Origin of the sequence: Pseudoclavibacter sp. RFBG4, assembly GCF_002931515.1 — a bacterium.
In the GTDB taxonomy this organism is placed as follows: domain Bacteria; phylum Actinomycetota; class Actinomycetes; order Actinomycetales; family Microbacteriaceae; genus Pseudoclavibacter.
The window spans coordinates 47,032-66,775 of the sequence record NZ_PSYC01000014.1 but is presented as its reverse complement, the minus strand read 5'-3'; the positions used below and the strand labels follow the sequence as shown (position 1 = coordinate 66,775).

Annotated in this window: 16 protein-coding genes and 1 tRNA gene; 8 read left to right on the top strand and 9 right to left on the bottom strand. The window is 68.6% G+C overall.

Annotated elements, in window-relative coordinates; all coding sequences use genetic code 11:
• The 7 genes from tmk to C5E10_RS03620 form a co-directional block, all read right to left on the bottom strand.
• Positions 1-639, bottom strand: a complete 639-nt coding sequence (gene tmk / locus C5E10_RS03650) for a dTMP kinase (protein WP_104330483.1) — start codon at positions 637-639, stop codon at positions 1-3.
• The gene (gene topA, locus C5E10_RS03645; protein ID WP_104330482.1) at positions 636-3,545 is read right to left on the bottom strand and encodes a type I DNA topoisomerase; all 2,910 of its coding nucleotides are present in this window, start codon (positions 3,543-3,545) and stop codon (positions 636-638) included. The genes tmk and topA overlap by 4 nt, the downstream gene beginning before the upstream one ends.
• Entirely contained in the window at positions 3,497-4,066 is a 570-nt protein-coding gene (locus C5E10_RS03640) for an Rv3654c family TadE-like protein (protein WP_258070988.1), read from the bottom strand. The genes topA and C5E10_RS03640 overlap by 49 nt, the downstream gene beginning before the upstream one ends.
• Positions 4,063-4,431 carry a TadE family type IV pilus minor pilin gene (locus tag C5E10_RS03635; protein WP_258070987.1) on the bottom strand — a complete coding sequence of 123 codons (369 nt, stop codon included), beginning with the start codon at positions 4,429-4,431 and terminating at the stop codon, positions 4,063-4,065. Before C5E10_RS03635 ends, C5E10_RS03640 begins: the two co-directional genes overlap by 4 nt.
• Positions 4,428-4,601 carry a DUF4244 domain-containing protein gene (locus C5E10_RS03630; RefSeq protein ID WP_104330519.1) on the bottom strand — a complete coding sequence of 58 codons (174 nt, stop codon included), beginning with the start codon at positions 4,599-4,601 and terminating at the stop codon, positions 4,428-4,430. Before C5E10_RS03630 ends, C5E10_RS03635 begins: the two co-directional genes overlap by 4 nt.
• A gap of 162 nt (positions 4,602-4,763) precedes the next feature.
• The gene (locus C5E10_RS03625) at positions 4,764-5,813 is read right to left on the bottom strand and encodes a type II secretion system F family protein (RefSeq protein WP_104330481.1); all 1,050 of its coding nucleotides are present in this window, start codon (positions 5,811-5,813) and stop codon (positions 4,764-4,766) included.
• Entirely contained in the window at positions 5,810-6,994 is a 1,185-nt protein-coding gene (locus C5E10_RS03620; RefSeq protein WP_104330480.1) for a TadA family conjugal transfer-associated ATPase, read from the bottom strand. The genes C5E10_RS03625 and C5E10_RS03620 overlap by 4 nt, the downstream gene beginning before the upstream one ends.
• Positions 6,995-7,545: 551 nt before the next feature.
• Here C5E10_RS03620 and acs point away from each other — a divergent pair.
• Positions 7,546-9,513: an acetate--CoA ligase gene (acs, locus tag C5E10_RS03615; RefSeq protein ID WP_104330518.1), complete on the top strand. Its 1,968-nt coding sequence runs from the start codon at positions 7,546-7,548 to the stop codon at positions 9,511-9,513.
• Positions 9,514-9,609: 96 nt separating this feature from the next.
• On the opposite strand, the gene C5E10_RS03610 is transcribed toward acs, so the two are convergent.
• Together C5E10_RS03610 and C5E10_RS19040 are read right to left on the bottom strand one after the other, a co-directional pair.
• Positions 9,610-10,071, bottom strand: coding sequence for a RidA family protein (locus C5E10_RS03610; RefSeq protein WP_104285911.1), 462 nt, complete (start codon positions 10,069-10,071; stop codon positions 9,610-9,612).
• A gap of 2 nt (positions 10,072-10,073) precedes the next feature.
• Positions 10,074-10,232 carry a hypothetical protein gene (locus tag C5E10_RS19040; protein WP_181058021.1) on the bottom strand — a complete coding sequence of 53 codons (159 nt, stop codon included), beginning with the start codon at positions 10,230-10,232 and terminating at the stop codon, positions 10,074-10,076.
• A 164-nt stretch (positions 10,233-10,396) separates the two neighbouring features.
• On the opposite strand from C5E10_RS19040, the gene C5E10_RS03605 reads away from it, so the two are divergent.
• The 7 genes from C5E10_RS03605 (at position 10,397) to C5E10_RS03575 (ending at position 19,705) form a co-directional block, all read left to right on the top strand.
• Positions 10,397-12,853, top strand: coding sequence for a transglycosylase domain-containing protein (locus tag C5E10_RS03605; protein WP_181062624.1), 2,457 nt, complete (start codon positions 10,397-10,399; stop codon positions 12,851-12,853).
• A 31-nt stretch (positions 12,854-12,884) separates the two neighbouring features.
• The gene (locus C5E10_RS03600; RefSeq protein WP_104330478.1) at positions 12,885-13,847 is read left to right on the top strand and encodes a metallophosphoesterase; all 963 of its coding nucleotides are present in this window, start codon (positions 12,885-12,887) and stop codon (positions 13,845-13,847) included.
• Between the two features lie 5 nt (positions 13,848-13,852).
• Positions 13,853-16,381, top strand: coding sequence for a transglycosylase domain-containing protein (locus tag C5E10_RS03595; RefSeq protein ID WP_146080140.1), 2,529 nt, complete (start codon positions 13,853-13,855; stop codon positions 16,379-16,381).
• A gap of 85 nt (positions 16,382-16,466) precedes the next feature.
• A tRNA-Pro gene (locus tag C5E10_RS03590) sits at positions 16,467-16,540 on the top strand.
• A 53-nt stretch (positions 16,541-16,593) separates the two neighbouring features.
• Entirely contained in the window at positions 16,594-17,574 is a 981-nt protein-coding gene (locus tag C5E10_RS03585; protein WP_181062623.1) for an aminoglycoside phosphotransferase family protein, read from the top strand.
• 95 nt (positions 17,575-17,669) lie between these two features.
• Positions 17,670-18,791, top strand: coding sequence for an N-methyl-L-tryptophan oxidase (gene solA, locus C5E10_RS03580; RefSeq protein ID WP_104330475.1), 1,122 nt, complete (start codon positions 17,670-17,672; stop codon positions 18,789-18,791).
• Positions 18,788-19,705: a LysR family transcriptional regulator gene (locus C5E10_RS03575; protein ID WP_104330474.1), complete on the top strand. Its 918-nt coding sequence runs from the start codon at positions 18,788-18,790 to the stop codon at positions 19,703-19,705. The genes solA and C5E10_RS03575 overlap by 4 nt, the downstream gene beginning before the upstream one ends.
• The last annotated feature ends 39 nt before the right edge of the window (positions 19,706-19,744 follow it).

Below are 19,744 nucleotides of genomic sequence, written 5' to 3'. Positions count from 1 at the left end.
TTACTCGCCCGCCGACTGCCGCTCGAGGAGCTCGGCGACGCGGGTGCGGATGAGCTCGGCCACGTGCTCGCGGGGCTGGGTCGCGTCGATGACGAGGAACCTGTCGGGGTCTGCTGCGGCGAGCGAGAGGAACGCGGCGCGGACGGAGTCGTGGAACGCCTTCGACTCGGCTTCGAGCCGATCGTAGGTGCCGCGGGTCTCGCCGATGCGGCGGCGGCCCTCTTCCGGGTCGAGGTCGAAGAGCACGGTGAGGTCGGGAAGGAGGCCGCGGGCGGCCCAGAGCGAGAGGTCCCTGACCTCGTCGGCGCCGAGCTCACGGCCGGTCCCCTGGTACGCGATCGAGGAGTCGAGGTAACGGTCCTGCACGACGATGTCGCCGCGCTCGAGGGCGGGCCGCACGACCGTCGCGATGTGCTGTGCGCGGTCGGCGGCGTACAGGAGCGCCTCAGCTCGCGCGTCCATGTGTCCCTTGCGGTGGAGCACGAGCTCTCGGATGTCGGCACCGAGGTCGGTGCCGCCTGGTTCGCGGGTGCGCACGACCTGCTGGCCGAGCGTGTTCAGCCAGTTCTCGAGCAGGCTCGAGTGCGTCGACTTCCCTGCCCCGTCGCCGCCCTCGAGCGTGATGAAGAGGCCCGTCATTCGGTGGCTGCTGCTTCGCTGGCCTTGGCCGCCGGCTTCTTGGCGGGTGCGCGCTTCGCGGCAGGCTTCTTCGCGGCGGTCGTCTTCGCCGTCGTCGACTTGGCTGCCGGCTTCTTCGCCGCCGGCTTCTTCGCCGCCGGCTTTTTCGCGGCCGGCTTCTTCGCGGCCGTGGTCTTGCGCTTCACCGGACCCTTGGCGCGCTTGTCGGCGAGCATCTGCACGGCCTCTTCGAAGGTGACATCTTCGGGGTTCGCGCCCCGGGTGACGGTCACGTTCGTCTCGCCGTCGGTCACGTACGGCCCGAAGCGGCCGTCCTTGATCTTGATCGGCTTTCCGCTGACCGGGTCGGCTTCGAACTCCTTGATCGCGGCCTTCGTGGTGCGAGCACCGTACTTGGGCTGCGCGAACAGCTCGTGCGCCGCTTCGAGCGTGACGGTGAAGATCTCGTCCTCGCTCGTGAGGGAGCGGGTGTCGGTCCCCTTCTTCAGGTACGGGCCGTAGCGGCCGTTCTGCGCGGTGATCTCCGCACCTGTCTCGGCGTCGACGCCGACGACCCTGGGCAGCTCGAGCAGCCCGATGGCCTGCTCGTAGGTGACCTGCTCGGGGATCATGGACTTGAAGAGCGACGCGGTGCGGGGCTTGTCTGCCGCGGCGGCCTTCTTGGCGCGTGGCTTCTTGACGGGACGCCCCTCGGCTGCGGCGGCTTTTGCCTCCGCCTCTTCCGCGAGTGCCTTGGCCTTCGCGTCCGCCTCCGCGGCGGCTTCTTCAGCTTCGGAGGGCCCCTCGGTGACGTAGGGACCGAAGCGGCCGTCCTTGACGAGGATGCGCTTGCCGGTCTCGGGGACGACGCCGAGCACGCGATCGGTCTGGATCGGCGCCTCGACGAGCTCGATCGCCTTCTGGGCCGTCAGCTCGTCCGGCGCCAGCTCCTCGGGAACGTTCACGCGGCGAGGAGTTTCGCCCTCCGTCTCCGGCGCCACCTCGAGGTACGGGCCGTAGCGTCCGATGCGGAGCACGATGCCGTCGGCGAGGGGCGTGGAGTTGATCTCGCGGGCGTCGATCTCACCGAGGTTGTCGATGACGCCGCGCAGGCCCTTGTGGTCCTCGGTTCCGAAGTAGAAGCCACGCAGCCAGTCGTTGCGCTGCTCGGACCCTGCGGCGATCCGGTCGAGGTCGCCTTCCATCTGCGCCGTGAAGTTGTATTCGACGAGGTCGTGGAAGTGCTCTTCCAGGAGGCGGACGACGGAGAAGGCCGTCCAGCTGGGGACCAGTGCGCTGCCCCGCGGAGCGACGTAGCCGCGGTCGATGATCGTGGAGATGATCGACGCGTAGGTGGATGGACGGCCGATGCCGAGCTCGTCGAGGGTCTTGACGAGGCTGGCCTCCGTGTAGCGCGGGGGTGGGCTCGTCTCGTGGCTCTTGGCGTCTGCCGTCTCGGTCTCGAGCTTCTGGCCCTTCTCGAGCGGCGGCAGCTTGGCTTCCGCGGTCGTCGAGTCGTCACGCGCTTCGTCTCTGCCCTCCTCGTAGGCGGCGAGGAAGCCGCGGAAGGTGATGACGGTGCCGGATGCCTGGAACTCCGCGGCGCGACTGGTGACCGTTCCCTGCGCGTCGGACACGTCGACGGGGGAGGCGTCGATCGTGACGGTGGCCGTCTGCCCCTTGGCGTCGGCCATCTGCGAGGCGATGGTCCGCTTCCAGATGAGGTCGTAGAGCTTGAAGTCGTTCGGGCTCAGCTTGGGGCGCAGCTCGCTGGGAAGCGCGAACGTCGAGCCTGCTGGCCTGACCGCCTCGTGCGCTTCCTGCGCGTTCTTCGACTTTGAGCCGTAGAGGCGCGGAGCGGAGGGGACCGTCTCGGCGCCGTAGAGCTTCGATGCCTGCGTGCGGGCCGCGTTGAGGGCCTGCGACGAGAGCGACGACGAGTCGGTACGCATGTAGGTGATGTAGCCGTTTTCGTACAGCGACTGGGCGACGCTCATCGTCTGGCGGGCGGTGAAGCGCAGCTTGCGCGCCGCCTCCTGCTGGAGCGTCGAGGTCGTGAACGGCGCGGCGGGGCGGCGCGTGTACGGCTTGGACTCGACGGAGGAGACCGTGAGGGGCACGGTGCCCGCGGTGAGCTGCACGGTCAGCGTGGTCGCCTCGGCCTCGCCGAGGATCACGCTGGTGTTCTTGAGCACACCGTGATCGTCGAAGTCGCGTCCGGTGGCGACTCGCTCGCCGTCGAGCTTCGTGAGGCGGGCGACGAAGGCTGCGCCGTCCTTGCCGGGCTCCGGCGCGAAGCGTGCTTCGACGCCCCAGTAGCTGGCCTTGACGAAGGCGAGGCGCTCGCGTTCGCGGTCGACGATGAGGCGTGTCGCCGCTGACTGCACGCGGCCGGCGGAGAGCCCGGGGCCGACCTTGCGCCACAGGACCGGGGAGACCTCGTAGCCGTAGAGACGGTCGAGGATGCGCCGGGTCTCCTGGGCGTCGACGAGGTGCACGTCGATGTCGCGGGTCCGGTCCTTGGCCGCCTCGATCGCCTCGCGGGTGATCTCGTGGAACACCATGCGCTTGACGGGAACCTTCGGCTGGAGCACCTGGAGGAGGTGCCAGGCGATGGCCTCTCCTTCGCGGTCCTCATCAGTTGCGAGGATGAGCTCGTCGGCATCCTTCAGAGCTCGCTTGAGCTCGGCGACGGTCTTCTTCTTCTGCTCGGAGACCACGTAGTAGGGCTCGAACCCGTTGTCGACGTCGACGCTGAACTTGCCGAGGGAGCCCTTCTTGAGTTCCGGCGGGAGGTTCTTGGGCTCGATGAGGTCGCGAATGTGTCCGACGGAGGCGAGCACGGTGTAGTCATCACCGAGATACTGCGAGATGCTCTTCACTTTGGTCGGCGACTCGACGATGACCAGTGTGTTGCTGCCTGACACAAGCGTTCCTTGGATGGGTCTGCGTGCTCTCGCACGGCGATTCCGGCTGGCCGGAGTGATGTGGGGGCTGTTGCCACCCGTCGGCGCCCATTATATGGACGGGCTGATCTGTGAACGGGCTGGCTGAAACGGAAGGCTTCCAAATGCTGGCGGCTCCGCCTCACGTCTTCTCGTTCCGGCGGCGGTCCTGCCCTCGACGATTCCGAAAAGACGAACGGGCCGGACTCTACACGAACTCGCACAACGGCCTCCCGGTCGTGAGTCTCGCACTGCTCCAGCGATGCGCCGTTCGCCTCGACGACGCGTGCCGCTTCCGCGCACGGTTCTCCGTCCAGATAGCCCGAGGCGACGTCGGCCGCGGCGAGCGCTCCGGCGTCGGCGGCGGCCTGCGCCGCCTGCCTGACGGGGAAGGCCGCCAGCAGGCCGATCGCGCCCACCGAGATCGAGAGCACGAGCAGCCCGACGGCGAGCACGACGACCCCGCCGGAGCCGCGCTCTCCGGAGAGCTTCGCGGCGATCACCGGCCACCGCCGAGAGCGCAGGCGCGTGCGGCGACCGTGACGGGCAGCTGTCGCTGGCCGAGTTCGAGCGGCGTGGATGCGAGCGCGCACACGAGCCCGTCCGCGTGGCTGATCTCGAGCTGCGCGTCGGGCACGAGGGCCAGGATGCGTGCACGCGCGATGGACTCGTCGTCACCGCTCGCGATGAGCCGGACCGAGTCGGCGACCGCATCCTGCAGCCGAACCTGCACCACGACGCCCTGGAGTCCCGCGAGGCACAGCGCGAGCAGGAGGACGACGGCGGGTGCGACGATGGCGAACTCCGCGGTCGCGGAGCCCCGGCACGAGCGGGCGAGCTGTCGCCACCGCGGCACCCGGAGCATCATTCGTCGAGCGTGAGTGCGGTGCGGATGATGTTCTCGAGCAGGTCGCGGACCTCGTCGCTCTGCATGATGACGACGAGGAGGCCCGCGAAGGCGACGGCGGCCATGGTCGCGATCGCGTACTCGGCGGTCGCTGCGCCGTCTTCGTCGTGGAGACGGGTTCGGAGTCTCATGAGGATGGTGCGTGGGCCTGCACTGAGGCGGTCGTTGGTGAGCAAGGTTGTACCTCTCTTATTAGTTGCCAGTTCGGAGTCGGCACGAGCGTCGAGGGGCAGCCGTCTGGGCTGCCGAAGCAGTGGAGGAGGTGGCGCCGCGCTGCGCCTTCGCGACGGGCCTCACAGCCGCGAGATCGTCTGGGTGAGCACCGCGAGGACGAGCGGCGCGACGCCGAGCAGCAGGAACGCGGGGAGCACGCAGAGCCCAAGCGGCAGCATGAGGCGCACTCCGAGCTGCGCGGCGTTCCGGCTCGATGCGGCTCGGGCGTCGCGTCGCTCCAACGCGGCCTCGCTCCGGAGGAGCCCGGCGGCGGGCACTCCGGCGTCTCTGGCAAGATCCAGGACCCGCTCGATGCGACCGTCGGAGCGCGAGGCTTCTCGACTCGGCCGGTGGCCGCGGGCCAGATCTGCGTCCTCGAGGACACGCTCGACCTGATGCAGGACGGTGCCGGCGGATGCCCCGCCGAGCATGCCGAGCGCCGTCAGGTCGAGCGCAAGGCCGGGCACCGGGTCTCGTCTCGAGGCCGCCGCGATGAGGGCGCGGTTCCAGAGGTGCGCGGTCGTCATGAGCGCGAGGCCGCCGACGAGGCAGGCGAGGCCGATTGGGGTCCCGAACAGCACGGCGAGACTGTCGAAGCCGAGCGCGAGGCCGAGCAGCACCCCCACGGCGGGCAGGCCCATGACGAGGCGTGCGGCGCTGCTCGGGCCGGCGAGCGCGAGCTCCACATCGCGCTCGGCGGCCGCATGATCTCGGAAGGACTGCCCGAGGTCGGCGAGGCCGCGGGCGAGCGGGGCACCCGTGCGTTCGGCGAGCGACCACGCGCAGCCGAGGGAGCGCCAGCTCGTCGCCTGCTGCCCTCGAAGTATCGCGCCGACGCGCTGGCCGGCACGCAGGCCTCGCGCGACCCGGAGCTCGACGGGATCGGCGATGTCGACGCGCGGCGGCGCCACCCTCACGCGGAACACGGCGACCGCTCGTCGTCGCAGCTCGCCCCGGAGCGCGCTTCCCGCCCGAGCGCGATGACTCGCCGGGTGAGCCGCCTCGGCTGCGGCGAAGCTCGCGACGTGCTGCCAGGCGGAGGCCGCCGTGGCGCCGCCGAGGAGCAGTGCGGCCAGGCGCTCGACGACCGCAGCCGTCTGCTCGGCCTCGTCGATGGCCTGCCTCGTCATGACCGCCTGGGCTCTCGGTGACGAGTTCCGGTCGTGCCGGTCCCCATCCCCGCCTCAGGGAGGGACGGGGCCCCGGCGACGTCGACGCCGGGCGCGCCCCGCGGGCGCGTCACCGTGGCGATCGCCAATCGGCCAGCAGCATCGAGACGGAACTCGCCGATCTCTGCGAGGCGTCGATGCCCGGACGGGGTGCGCTCGACGTGCATGACGAGGTCGATGGCGCTCACCGTCTGCCGCGCAACCGCGTCCGGCGTCATCCCCGCGAGCGCACCGAGGGCCTCCAGCCGGGAGGGCACGTCCGCGAGCGAGTTCGCGTGGAGCGTGCCCGCGCCGCCATCGTGGCCGGTGTTGAGGGCCGCCAGCAGCTCGCGCAGCTCCGCGCCACGGCACTCGCCGAGCACGAGGCGGTCAGGACGCATCCGCAGGGACTCGCGAACAAGACGCTCGAGGGGCACGCTCCCCGCACCTTCGATGTTCGCCTGCCTCGCCTCCAGCGAGACGCTGTGCGGGTGCGCGATGCGCAGCTCCGTCACGTCCTCGATCAGGATGATGCGGTCCCCTGCATCGGCCTCCGAGAGCATGGCAGCCAGGAAGGTCGTCTTCCCGCTTCCGCCCGCACCGGTCACGAGGACGTTCGCTCTGGCTCGCACCGCCTCGCGAACGAGTTCCTCGGCACCGGGCGCGAAGAACGCCTGACGGTCGAGCTGCTCCAGAGTGAGCTGGCGAACCTTGGGGGCTCTGATCGACAGGAGGGTGCCCGTGGTCGAGACGGGCGGGAGCACGGCGTGCACGCGGATGCCGTCGGCGATTCGCACATCCACGCAGGGGGCGGATTCATCCAGGTGCCGGCCGCCGGCCGCGACGATGCGGACCGCGAGCTCACGCAGGGCACGCTCGCTCGGCGCCAGCCATGATTCCTCCCGTTCGGCCCCGCTCCCCCGGTCGACGTACAGCCCGTCGCAGCCGTTGACGAAGAGGTCGGTCACCTCGCCGTCTGCCACGTACCCGGCGAGCGGGCCGAACGCGTCCGCTTGGCCTCGGGTGAGCGAGCGCACCGATCGCGGTGTGGAGTCATCGAAACCAGCGCGTGGCGGCAACGTGAGCGACGCGGCGCGGTCGGCTGCCGGGCGAGCGACGAACCGCTGGGCGGGTGCGGCCCCGGAGCCTGAGGTGAAGGACATGCAGGAAGCGTACGAACGGCCGCGGCCGAGCGCGGGCGGCGGTCTGGCGACTGGGGAGGAGCGTTCTCCACAGGCCCGAGAGCGGCGGAGTCGCGCGGTTAACTGAAGAGGCGCCCGGACAGGGGGATATCCGAGCGCCTCAGCTCATGCAGCGTTCAGGGGGGTTGATTGCTGCAGAGCGACGACAGTTGCGACAGAGAGCGAAACCATCGAAGTCCATGCTAGTGCATACTTCGCCCGAGACCACGTCTGGTTCCCAGACAATCGAAAAATGTTCGGCTGGGCTCTCGAGGCCGCATGGATGCACGAGTCCCGCCCCAGCACGCCGTGGACACTCCGCTCCTCCGCTCCGCAGCGAACCGCCGAGCAGGTCACCGCAGGCACTGCTGCCGGTTCACTTGCGCGGGACCCAACGCCGCAGGATCGGGTCGAAGCGCTCGGACATTCCCCCCGAAAGGCGGGAGTCGGAGCACATGCTGGCTCCGTAGACTTCTGAAACGCTGCGCCGCAATGAGGTGGTGCCGCATCGCAACGACGCGAAAGGACCTGTGGTGGCTGACAAGATCGAACACCTCCTGGAAGACCTCGAGACCTTCCCGCCCAGTGACGACTTCACGTCCTCCTCCCCCGTGCCGGCCGACCTCGCCGCACGAGCCGACGACGACCGTCTCGGGTTCTGGGCCGAGCAGGCCAGGGAGCTGCACTGGTCGACGCCGTTCACGGAGGTCCTCGACTGGAGCGACGCCCCGTTCGCGAAGTGGTTCGCCGACGGCACGCTCAACGCGAGCTACAACTGCGTCGACCGTCACGTGCTCGCCGGCAACGGCGACCGGGTCGCGATCTACTGGGAGGGCGAGCCCGGTGACAAGCGCACCATCACGTACGCCGACCTCCTCGGCGAGGTGAAGCGCGCCGCGAACCTCCTCGAGAGCCTCGGCGTCACGGCTGGAGACGTCGTCGCCATCTACATGCCGATGATCCCGGAGACGGTCGTCGCGATGCTCGCCTGCGCGCGCATCGGCGCCATCCACTCGGTCATCTTCGGCGGCTTCAGCGCCGACTCCATTCGCAGCCGCGTCGAGGATGCGAACGCGAAGCTCGTCATCACGAGCGACGGCTCCATCCGCAAGGGTCGGATCTTCCCCCTCAAGGAGACGGTGGATGCGGCGCTCGAGGCAGACGGGCACACCGTCGAGCACGTGCTCGTCGTCCGTCGCGCCGACAACGAACCGTCGCTGACCCCGGGGCGTGACCTCTGGTGGCACGAGGAGATCGCGCAGGTGAGCGATGAGCACGTCGCGAAGCCGTTCCCCGCCGAGCATCCGCTCTTCATCCTCTACACCTCGGGCACGACCGGGAAGCCGAAGGGTCTCCTGCACACGACGGGTGGCTACCTCACCCAGACGTCGTTCACGCACCGCACCATCTTCGACCTGAAGCCGGAGCAGGACGTCTACTGGTGCTCGGCCGACGTCGGCTGGGTGACCGGCCACAGCTACTTCGTCTACGGACCGCTCGCGAACGGTGCGACGCAGGTCATGTACGAGGGCACGCATGACACCCCTGACCTGGGCCGCTGGTTCGACATCATCCAGCGCTACGGCGTCACGATCTTCTACACGGCGCCGACGGCGATCCGCGGCTACATGAAGTCGGGCAGGCAGATCCCAGCGAAGTACGACCTGTCGTCGATCCGTCTCCTCGGCTCCGTTGGAGAGCCGATCAACCCGGAGGCCTGGGCCTGGTACCGGGAGGTCATCGGCGGCAACCGCGTGCCCGTCGTCGACACCTGGTGGCAGACGGAGACGGGCGCCATCATGATCTCCGCGATCCCGAGCCAGGTCGCGCTCAAGCCCGGCGCCGCGCAGGTGCCTGTTCCCGGGGTGGTCGTCGAGGTCGTCGACGACAAGGGCGAGCGCGTCAACCCCGGCGAGATGGGGCTCCTCACGATCACGGAACCGTGGCCATCGATGACTCGAGGCATCTACGGCGACCGGGAGCGGTTCATCGAGACGTACTGGTCCCAGTTCCCTGGCCGCTACTTCGCCGGCGACGGGGCAGGCGTCGACAAGGACGGCCACCTCTGGCTGCTCGGCCGAGTCGACGACGTCATGAACGTCTCCGGCCACCGGCTCTCGACGACGGAGATCGAGTCGGCGCTCGTCGACCACCCGTTCGTCGCCGAGTCGGCGGTTGTCGGCGCGAGCGACGAGACGACGGGGCAGGCAGTCGTCGCCTTCGTCGTGCTGAAGGAGAGCAAGAAAGCGGAGATCGAGGCCTCGGACGCTCCGAAGGTGCTGCGCGAGCACGTATCGACGAAGATCGGCGCGATCGCTCGTCCCCGTCAGGTGTATGTCGTCGCGGAGCTCCCCAAGACCCGTTCTGGCAAGATCATGCGGCGCCTGCTGCGCGATGTCGCAGACGGCAAGGCGGTCGGCGACACGACGACCCTCACCGACGCCTCGGTGATGTCGGCGATCTCCTCCGGCGTCGCATCCGGAGCCGCCGACGACGATTGACCCGACGCATCCGGAACGACGGAAGCCCTGCACCCCTCAGAGGAGGGATGCAGGGCTTCCGTCGTCGCGAATGCTCGAGCTGCGCGAGGCGGCGCGCTACTCGTACGCGACGATGAGGTCGACCTCGACCGGCGAGTCGAGCGGCAGCACGGCGACGCCCACCGCGGCACGGACGTGCGTGCCAGCGTCGCCGAAGGCGAGGCCCAGCATCTCGGAGACGCCATTCGCGACGAGCGGCTGCTCCGTGAAATCAGGGGCGGATGCGACGTAGACGGTGACCTTCACGACTCGCGTCACGCGGTCGAGGTCGCCGATGACGGACTTGATGGCCGCCAGCGCGTTGAGACCGGCGAAGGCCGCGAACTCGATGGCATCGTCGCGCGGCACCTCGGCGCCGACCTTGCCCTTCTCGGGAAGCGCTCCCTCGATGAACGGGAGCTGCCCCGACGTGTACACGAGGCCGCCGTGCTCGACTGCCGGCACGTAGGCGGCGACCGGAGCGGCAACCGGAGGTACCGCCAGCCCCATCGCACCGAGACGTTCTTCTACCTGGCTCATGCTCACTCCCCCGCGATCGGGCGCTTCATGTAGGCGACGGATCCGCCCTCGGCATTCGTGGAAACCTGCACCAGCTCCCAGCCCTGAGCACCCCAGTTGTTGAGGATGACAGTGGGGGTGTGCAATGGGAGCGGGGTGATGAAATATTCCCACTTCTGCATGGACGTCCTCCTGTGCGATGTGCGCTCAGGCTCTTCATGGGGTACTCATTGAACACTCCTGAAGACGCCACGAGCGGGTGTGACTTACCCTTGATCCTATGTCTGTCACGAATCCAGGGGCGCCCAAACGCAACATTCTGGGTGGCCTCCTAGGGCTGCTTGGTATGAGCGGAGTCGCGGGCGTGCTCGTCACGGCCATGATCACCCCGCTCATCGCTGTCACCGGTGTCGCCGCGAACAGCACCATCTCGCTGTTCGAGAACCTCCCGACGTACCTCGAGATCGGCTCGTTGCAGCAGAAGACCGAGCTGTACGCCGCCAACGGACAGAAGTTCGCCGAGTTCTACAACCAGAACCGCGAAGAGGTCCCACTCGACCAGATCTCCCCGTACGTCGCAGACGCGGCCATCTCGGTGGAGGACCCCAGATTCCGCGAGCACGGCGGCGTCGACGTCATCTCGGCGGCGCGTGCGCTCGCCCAGTCCGTCATCGGCGACGGCGCGGCAGGCGCATCCACGATCACCATGCAGTACGTGCGCAACGTGCGTGTGCAGACCGCCGAAGCGATCCCCAATAAAGAGGAACGCGACAAGGCCTACCTCGAGGCGACCGAGACCACGACGGGCCGCAAGCTCCAGGAGATGCGACTCGCGATCGGCGTGGAGAAGCAGTTCTCCAAGGACGAGATCCTCCAGGGCTACCTCAACATCGCCCTCTTCGGCGGCACCACCTACGGCATCGAGTCGGCGGCGCAGCGCTACTTCGGCAAGTCGGCGCTCGACCTGAACCTGCAGGAGTCCGCGAGCCTCATCGCGATCGTGCAGGAGCCGAACGCCTACCGCCTCGACGTGCCCGAGAACATCGAGGCGAACAAGGTGCGCCGCGACTACATCCTCATGCGCATGATGGAGGAAGGCAAGATCGACCAGGCGACCTACGACGCGACCGTCGTGCTGCCCGTCGAGCCCCGCCCGACGGAGCCCAAGCACGGCTGCAGCGCTGCCGAGGGCAACGCGCAGTACTTCTGCGACTACGTTCGGCTCGTCATGGTCCAGGATCCCGCGTTCGGTGAGACCTACGAGGAACGGCAGTTCAACTTCCAGACCAAGGGCTACCAGATCCACACGACCCTCGACCTCGACATGCAGGCTCAGGGCCAGGCCTCGATGGCCTCGGCCGTTCCCGCCTACGTCGACGGCATGGACATGGGATCCGCGGCTTCCATGGTCGAGGAGGGCACGGGACGTGTCCTCATGATGGTGCAGAACACCGCATTCGGCGACACGGAGGAGCTGGCCGGTCAACCGGGCTACACCTCGGTGAACTACAACACCGACTACGAGTACGGCGGTTCCACGGGCTTCCAGGTCGGGTCGACCTACAAGATGTTCACGCTCGCCGAATGGCTGGCATCAGGGAAGTCCCTGAACTCCTCCGTCAACGGCAAGGACCGCGCCTTCAACCTCGCGAACTTCCAGAACTCCTGCCTTGGTGCGGACGGCGGCTCCTGGTCGCCGACGAACGACGGCGGCTCGAAGGTCGGCAACGTGTCGGTCCGCCAGGCGACGTCGCAGTCCATCAACACGGCGTACGTGGCGATGGCCGAGCAGCTCGACCAGTGCCGCATCCGCGACACCGCGATGGCGATGGGCGCGCACCGCGCCGACGGGGCGATCAACGAGTCGAACCCGGCCGCAGTGCTCGGAACGAACACGATCGCACCCCTCTCCATGGCGACCGCCGTGGCCGGATTCGCGAACGGCGGCGTCACCTGCACGCCCATCGCGATCGACAGCATCACGCTGCGCGACGGCACCGCCATCGAGGCGCCGAAGTCGACGTGCAACCAGGCAGTGACCCCCGAGGTCGCGGCCGGTGTGACCTCCGCCCTCCAGGGCGTCGCCAACGGCGGCACGGGCAGTGCCTCGAACCCGGGCATCGCACCCCTCATGGGCAAGACCGGAACCACGGACAGCGGCCTGCAGACGTGGATGGTCGGAGCCACCACCAAGGTCGGCCTCGCTGTCTGGGTCGGCAACGCCAGCGGCCAGGTCCCCATGTACGGCGTCGACCTCCCCCGGGCGGTTGGAAGCCAGACGCGTCACGTCATCTTCAACGACGTCATCGCCCAGGCGATGCGCGTCTACGGCGGCGACTCCTTCCCCGAGCCGACCGGCAGCGCCGTCCAGAACGAGCAGGTGACGGTGCCAGACCTGACCGGGAAGACGACGGCTGAGGCGAAGTCCTCGCTCGAGGGGCTCGGCTTCACCGTGTCCGTCGGCAACGCCGTCGAATCCGATCAGCCGGAAGGCACTGTGGCCAGCACCCTGCCGAGCGCGAACACCCGCGTGACGCAGGGGACGACGATCACGATCACTCCGTCGCGCGGGCCCGCCGCCGCACCGACCACGGCGGCGCTCGTCGCACCGGACCTCGCGGGGCAGACGCAGGAGCAGGCGCAGTCCACGCTCTCCCAGCTCGGCTTCAGCGGCACCATGGCGATCCTCACCGAGGAGAGCGCGACCGTCCCGAGCGGGCAGGTGATCCGCACCGACCCGGCACCGGGCGCGGAGCTGAATCGCAGCGGCTCCATCCAGGTCTACGTCTCTTCCGGCCCCTAAGGGCCATCGCACCAACTGAAACGAGTTCCACATGGCGGATTCCGTCGCCACCTCGGGCCAAGGAACCTCTTCCGGCCTCGGACCAGCAAGCGCCGTCGCCCTCACCCTCCTCGGGGTGGGGGCGGCGACCGCCATCTACGGCACGATGATCGAGCGCCGCGCGTTCCGTCTGCGTCGGGTCGAGTCGCGCATCCTGCCCCCCGGTTCAGCCCCGCTGCGCGTCCTGCACCTCAGCGACTTCCACGTCGCGCCCTGGCAGCGCAAGAAGCAGGAGTTCGTCAGAGGACTCGCAGCTCTGCAGCCCGACCTCGTCATCGGCACGGGCGACAACCTCGGCCATGTCGACGCCGTCCCGACCGTCGCCCGCATGCTCGAGCCGTTCGAGGGAATCCCTTCGGTGCACGTGTACGGGTCGAACGACTACCTGGGGCCCGTCCTCAAGAACCCCTTCACGTACTTCGGCAGCTCCGCCCACGTCGCGAAGACGGCGCCGCGTCTCGACACGGAGAGCCTCACCGCCCACTTCAACCGCCTCGGGTGGACCCCCCTGAACAACATGGCGGCCGTGCTCGAGGTCGCCGGGAGGCGTATCCGCTTCTTCGGTGTCAACGACCCGCACATCGACGGCGACGACTTCGCCGCCGCCGGCGAGGCCCTGCGCGAGGCGTCGGACGGGGAGGACTGGGACCTCACCATCGCGCTCGCGCACGCCCCGTACCAGCGGGTCCTGAGCGGCCTCGTCGACCTCGGCGCCGACGCGATCTTCGCGGGCCACACCCACGGCGGCCAGGTCTGCGTGCCCGGCTACGGCGCCCTCGTCACGAACTGCGACATCCCCCGCCGCCAGGTGAAGGGCCTCAGCGAGTGGACCTCGCGCGGCCGCACCGCGGCGCTCCACGTCTCCGCCGGCCTCGGCACGTCGATCTACGCACCCGTGCGATTCGCGTGCCCTCCGGAGGCGACGCTCCTGACCTTCCTACCCCGGGTATCGTGACCGCCATGGCAACAAAGAAACGTGGAAACCGGAAGCGCGGTCCGATGACGCGCGTCCTCGGACTCGTCGGGGTGAGCGGCCTCGCCGCCGTCCTCATCACCGCGCTCGTGACTCCGCTGATCTCCGTCGCCAACATCGCGGACAACAGCTCCATCAACCTGTTCGAGAGCCTGCCCGACTACCTGGAGATCAACGAGCTCCAGCAGGTCACCGAGCTCTACGCCAAGCAGGGCGGGCAGGACGTGAAGTTCGCCCAGTTCTACAACCAGAACCGCATCGAGGTGCCCCTCGACCAGATCTCGCCGTGGGTGCCGCTGGCCGCCATCTCCGTGGAGGACCCCAGGTTCCGCGAGCACGACGGCGTCGACGTCATCTCCGCGGCGCGCGCACTCGTGACCTCGGTCATCGGCGACGCCTCTGCTGGCGCCTCGACCATCACCATGCAGTGGGTCCGCAACGTGCGCGTGCAGGAGGCCGAGGCGATCCTCGACCCCGCCGAGAGCGAGAAGGCGTACATCGAGGCCACCGACCCCAACACGGGCCGCAAGCTCCAGGAGATGCGCCTCGCCATCGGCGTCGAGCAGCAGTACTCGAAGGACGAGATCCTCCAGGGCTACCTCAACATCGCCCTCTTCGGCGGCACCACCTACGGCATCGAGTCGGCAGCGCAGCGCTACTTCGGGAAGCCGGCCATCGACCTGAACCTGCAGGAGGCCGCGAGCCTCATCGCCATCGTGCAGGAGCCGAACGCCTACCGCCTCGACCGCGAGGAGAACATCGAGGGCAACAAGGAGCGCCGCGACTACATCCTCATGCGCATGATGGAGGAGGGCGCCATCGATCAGGCGACCTACGAGGCCACCATCGCCCTCCCTGTCGAGCCGAACGTCACCGAGCCGAACCACGGGTGCGAGTTCGCGGAAGGCAACGCCAAGTACTTCTGCAAGTTCGTGCAGCTCTCCGTGCTGCAGGATGAGGCCTTCGGCGCCACCGAGGCCGAGCGAAACTTCAACCTCGCCGGCAAGGGCTACAAGATCTACACCTCCCTCGACCTCGACATGCAGAGCGTCGCGACGCAGTCGATGCAGAATGCTGTGCCTGCAACCTACCCGGGCACCGACCTCGGAAGCGCCGCCTCCATGGTCGAGAACGGCACGGGTCGTGTCCTCGCCATGGTGCAGAACACCCAGTTCAGCGAGGTCGCCGAAAACCAGGAGCAGCCGGGCGTGACCTCCGTGAACTACAACACGGACTACGAGTACGGCGGCTCTACCGGCTTCCAGACCGGCTCGACGTACAAGATCTTCACGCTCGCCGAATGGCTGGCTTCGGGAAAGTCGCTGTACTCGTCCATTCCCGGACAGAATCGAACGTTCTACCAGGAGGACTTCTCCAACACGTGCGAACCGGAGACCGACGGGCCGTGGGCACCGACCAATGACAGCGGTCAGCGGGTCGGCACGGTCTCCGTGAAGTCGGCAACCGCGTCGTCGATCAACACCGCCTACGTGTCGATGGCGGAGCGCCTCGACCAGTGCCGCATCCGCGACACCGCGATGGCTCTCGGCGGCCACCGCGCCGACGGCGACATCAACTCCTCGCTGCCCTCAGCGATCCTGGGCGCCGCCAACGAGATGGCTCCGCTCTCGATGGCGACCGTCATGTCCGGCCTCGCGAACAACGGCACGACCTGTTCGCCGACGGGCATCGACCGCGTGACACTGCCTGACGGCACCGAGGTCTCGGGCCCCAAGTCCCGTTGCATCCAGGCCGTCTCGCCGCAGGTCGCGGCGGGCGTCGACGAAGCCCTCGCCGGCGTCGTCAACGGCGGCACCGGATCGCGGTCGAACCCGGGCATCGTCCCGCTCATCGGCAAGACCGGCACGACCGACAACGGCCTGCAGACGTGGATGGTCGGGGCCACGACCAAGGTCGGCCTCGCCGTCTGGGTCGGCAACGCGAAGGGCACCCTGCCGATGTACGACGTCGACCTGCCCTTCGCGGCGGGAAGCCAGACGCGTCACGTGCTCTTCAACGAGATCATCGGGCACGCGATGAGCACCTACGGCGGCGGTGACTTCCCCGAATACGTGGAGGACGAGGACGCCCTGGTGCTCGCAACCGTGCCGGACCTGACGGGCCGCTCGACGGAGGAGGCACGCCAGGTGCTCGAGGGGCTGGGCTTCGGCGTCTCCATCGGGCCATCGACCGACTCCGACCAGTCGCCGGGAACCGTCGCGAACACCCTGCCGACCGCCAACACGCGCGTCGACAAGGGAACGACGATCACCATCCACCCGTCGGCCCTGCCCGAGGACGCGTCGAACGGGCTCCTGGCGCCGGACCTGGCGGGCAAGACGCAGGATGAGGCGACGACGCTGCTCGCAGGCGCCGGCTTCAGCGGAACCGTGACCGTCATCGCCGAGAAGAGCGCGACCGTTCCGAGCGGGCAGGTGATCCGCACCGACCCCGCGACGGGCACTCCCATCGAGCCGACGGGCGACATCAGGCTGTTCGTCTCTTCCGGACCGTAGGAGTTTCCGTTGCTCGCGCCCTCGGTTGGCGGCGCGAGCAACCTTCGGGTACTCTTGGGGAGTTCGCCGCTCGGCGGTGAGCGATCGGGGTGTGGCGCAGTTTGGTAGCGCGCTTCGTTCGGGACGAAGAGGTCGTGGGTTCAAATCCCGCTACCCCGACAGTTGTGTGATCGGAAAAGGCCTGGGCTCGCTTGCGAGCTCAGGCCTTCTTCGTGTCGGCACCCGTGCTCGCGTTCGCGCGCTGGCCCAAGAGGTACGCCCCGCGCGATGGTGTACTTTCGGCGGATGCTGTCCGTGTGGCCCTCGTGCTGATCCCAGAAGACCTCGTCCGTCGCCTCACGGGCCGCCCCGCAGACCTCGGGGTGGACGGCGACGAGTGGCTCCGCCGCCTGCCGTCTCTCATCCACGAGCGCCTCGACGTGTGGGAGCTGACCATCACCGGTGCTGCTCACAACGGCCACAATGCGATCGTGCTGCCGGTCGCTCGTCGCGGGCAGCCGCAGGTCCTGAAGCTCAGCTGGCCCCATCGGGAGGCAGCCGTCGAGCACCTCGGGCTCCGCCACTGGAACGGCGGGGGCATCGTGCGGCTCGTGGCGGCGCATCCGTCGGACTTCGCGCTGCTTCTCGAGCCCCTGCACGCGGAGATCGATCTGCATTCGGTCGAGACCGACGACGCGTGCCTCGTGATCGGCGCTCTCCTACGGCGCCTCCACGTCACACCCCCGCACTCGGTGCCCGATTTCCGTGTCGAGGCGCGCGACTGGATCGCGCCGCTGCGGGCGCATCCGTCTTCGGTGCCTCGCCGGTGGGTCGACCGCGCCCTCGACACGTTCGACGCGCGTCCCTATGAGCCGAGGCTGCTGCACCTCGACCTGCACTACGGGAACGTGCTCGCCGCCGAGCGGGAGCCGTGGCTTGCCATCGACCCGAAGCCCGTCGCGGGTCCGGCAGGATTCGAGGTGTACCCGGCGCTGCGAACTCGCGTCGAGGACTACCGGGGCGGCGCGGTCATGCATGCGGAGGTGCGGAGCCGGGTCGAGCTGATCTGCGGTGAGGCCGGCATCGATCTCGACGACGCCAGGGAATGGTGCATCGCGCACGCCGTCCTGAACGCGCACCAGGTCTCGGAGGAGGGGTGGCCGACGCTCGTGACCCTGCACCTGGCGATCGCGAAGGCGCTGTCCGACATCTGAGACTCCGGCGTCCATCTGTTTCTCGACTGTAAACTCTCATCAGTAATCTGGTTTTCGTATTGCACTCGGCGGATCGACGACGCAAGATCGTGGTCATGGATGCAGACGTCATCATCATCGGCCTTGGTGCCGCAGGCTCGTACGCGGCATGGAATCTGGCCTGCAACGGCGCGAGCGTGCTTGGCCTCGAGGCGCAGACCCTCATCCATGACGACGGGGCCTACTCGGGCGAGAGCCGCCTCTTCCGCGCGGCCTACCATGAGGGCTCCCACTACGTGCCGCTGCTTCTCGCGGCGCGCCATGCCTGGCTCGAGTTGGCCGAGGAAAGCCGGGCACCCATCTTCCAGTCGACGGGCGTGCTCTCGATCGGCTCGCCAGACGACCCTCGTCTCGAGCAGGTACGCCGCTCCCTCGCCCAAGCCGACATTCCGCACGCGGCCCTGTCGACGGCGGAACTCCGGAGTCGCTACCCGCAGCATGAGCAGCTGACCGACGAGATAGCGGTGCTCGACGAGCTCGGCGGCGCCCTCAGGCCCGAATCGGCCGTCACCGAGATCCAACGCCGCGCGAGCGCCGCAGGCGCCGAGCTGCGCGGAAGCACGCCGGTGCTCTCGATCGAGGAGACCGCAGGCTCGGTGCACGTCACCACGGCGGAGGGCACGCTGAGCGCGAAGCAGGTCATCGTGTCGGCAGGGATCTGGACCCCACGGCTCCTCCCTGCACTCTCGCCGCATCTGACGATCAAGCCCATCGCGCTCACCTGGTTCGCGCCAGAGAACCCCCAGGATTTCGCACCCGAGGTGTTCCCCGCGTTCATCCGAGACCACGGCAACGTGCATATCTTCGGCGTCCCCACCCTCGACGGCTCGCTCGTCAAGGCCGGCTACGACGCGAAGTGGGGCGACATCGACGCTCCAGAACAGCTCGATCGCCGCCTGAGCGTCGCCGAGCGAGCCAAGATCTCGCACGACATCCACGCGCTCATCCCGGGCCTGCCCGACGCGATAGCCAAGCACTCCGTGCACGCAGACCTCTTCACGTTCGACAAGACCCCGATCATCGGGAGGCTCAGCGACCGCATCACGGTCGGCACCGGGTACTCGGGCCACGGCTTCAAGTTCACCCCGGTGTTCGGCGACATCCTCGCCGACACCGCCTTGGGCCGCACCCCCGAGTTCGATACCTCCCCCTTCGCGCCACATCGGTTCAGCGCATGAGCGAGATCAGCCTCAAGCAGCTGCGCTGCTTCGTGGCCGTCTACACGGAGCGCAGCTTCACCCGAGCCGCGAAGCGGCTTGGCCTCGCGCAGTCGCCCGTGAGCCAAGCCGTGGCCGCGCTCGAGGCGCAGCTCGGCGTGGCCCTCTTCGAGCGCGGTGGCCGCGATGTCCTTCCGACGCCCGCGGCTGATGCGCTGTACCCGGAGGCGGTCGAGATCCGCCGTCGCGCGGAAGGGCTGCTGCACCTCGTGTCGTCTGCGAGCGAGGCGCGTGCATCCCGCGTGCTGCGCATCGGCTCGGTCAGCTCGCTGTTCTCGAGCGCGCTGCCCGCCCTGGTCCGCTCGACGACTCTGGGGCCGTACACCGTCAACGTCGTCGACGGCAGCACCGCAGATCTCACGCGGGCCGTCGATGACGGTGACCTGGACGTGGCTCTGCTCCGCGATCTCTCTCCTGACAGCGACAGGCACGTGGTCGCGTTCCGCGAGCGCCTCGTCGTCGCGGTCGCCACGGACCACCCCCTCGCGGATCAGGACATCGTCTCGCCAGATGAGCTCCGCGACCATCCGCTTGTGCTCTTCGACCGCGGGCGAGCGCCGCTGGCGTTCGACCTGACAGCGGGCGCGTTCCTCCGCTCCGGAAGTCCGCTGCGCATCGCGTCGCGGGTGACCAGCGAGCAGGCGATGCTCGGTCTCGTGAGCTCTGGGCTCGGCGTGACGCTCGTCCCGCAGTCGCTCGCGATCCGCCCCTGGCCGGGTGTCGCATTCCGCGAGCTGCGAGACGCGGAGCACAGCTACCCGCTCGCCGTGCGGGTCACTGCTGGCGACCCGCACGGTCTTCTCGACCCCATCGGCGTCGAGCTGCGCGCGTGGGCTGCCGCGCACGCCCTCATCCCCCACGCCGAATCCGCCTGAACCCCGCTGCCGGTCAGCGACGACCGGTCAGCACCGACC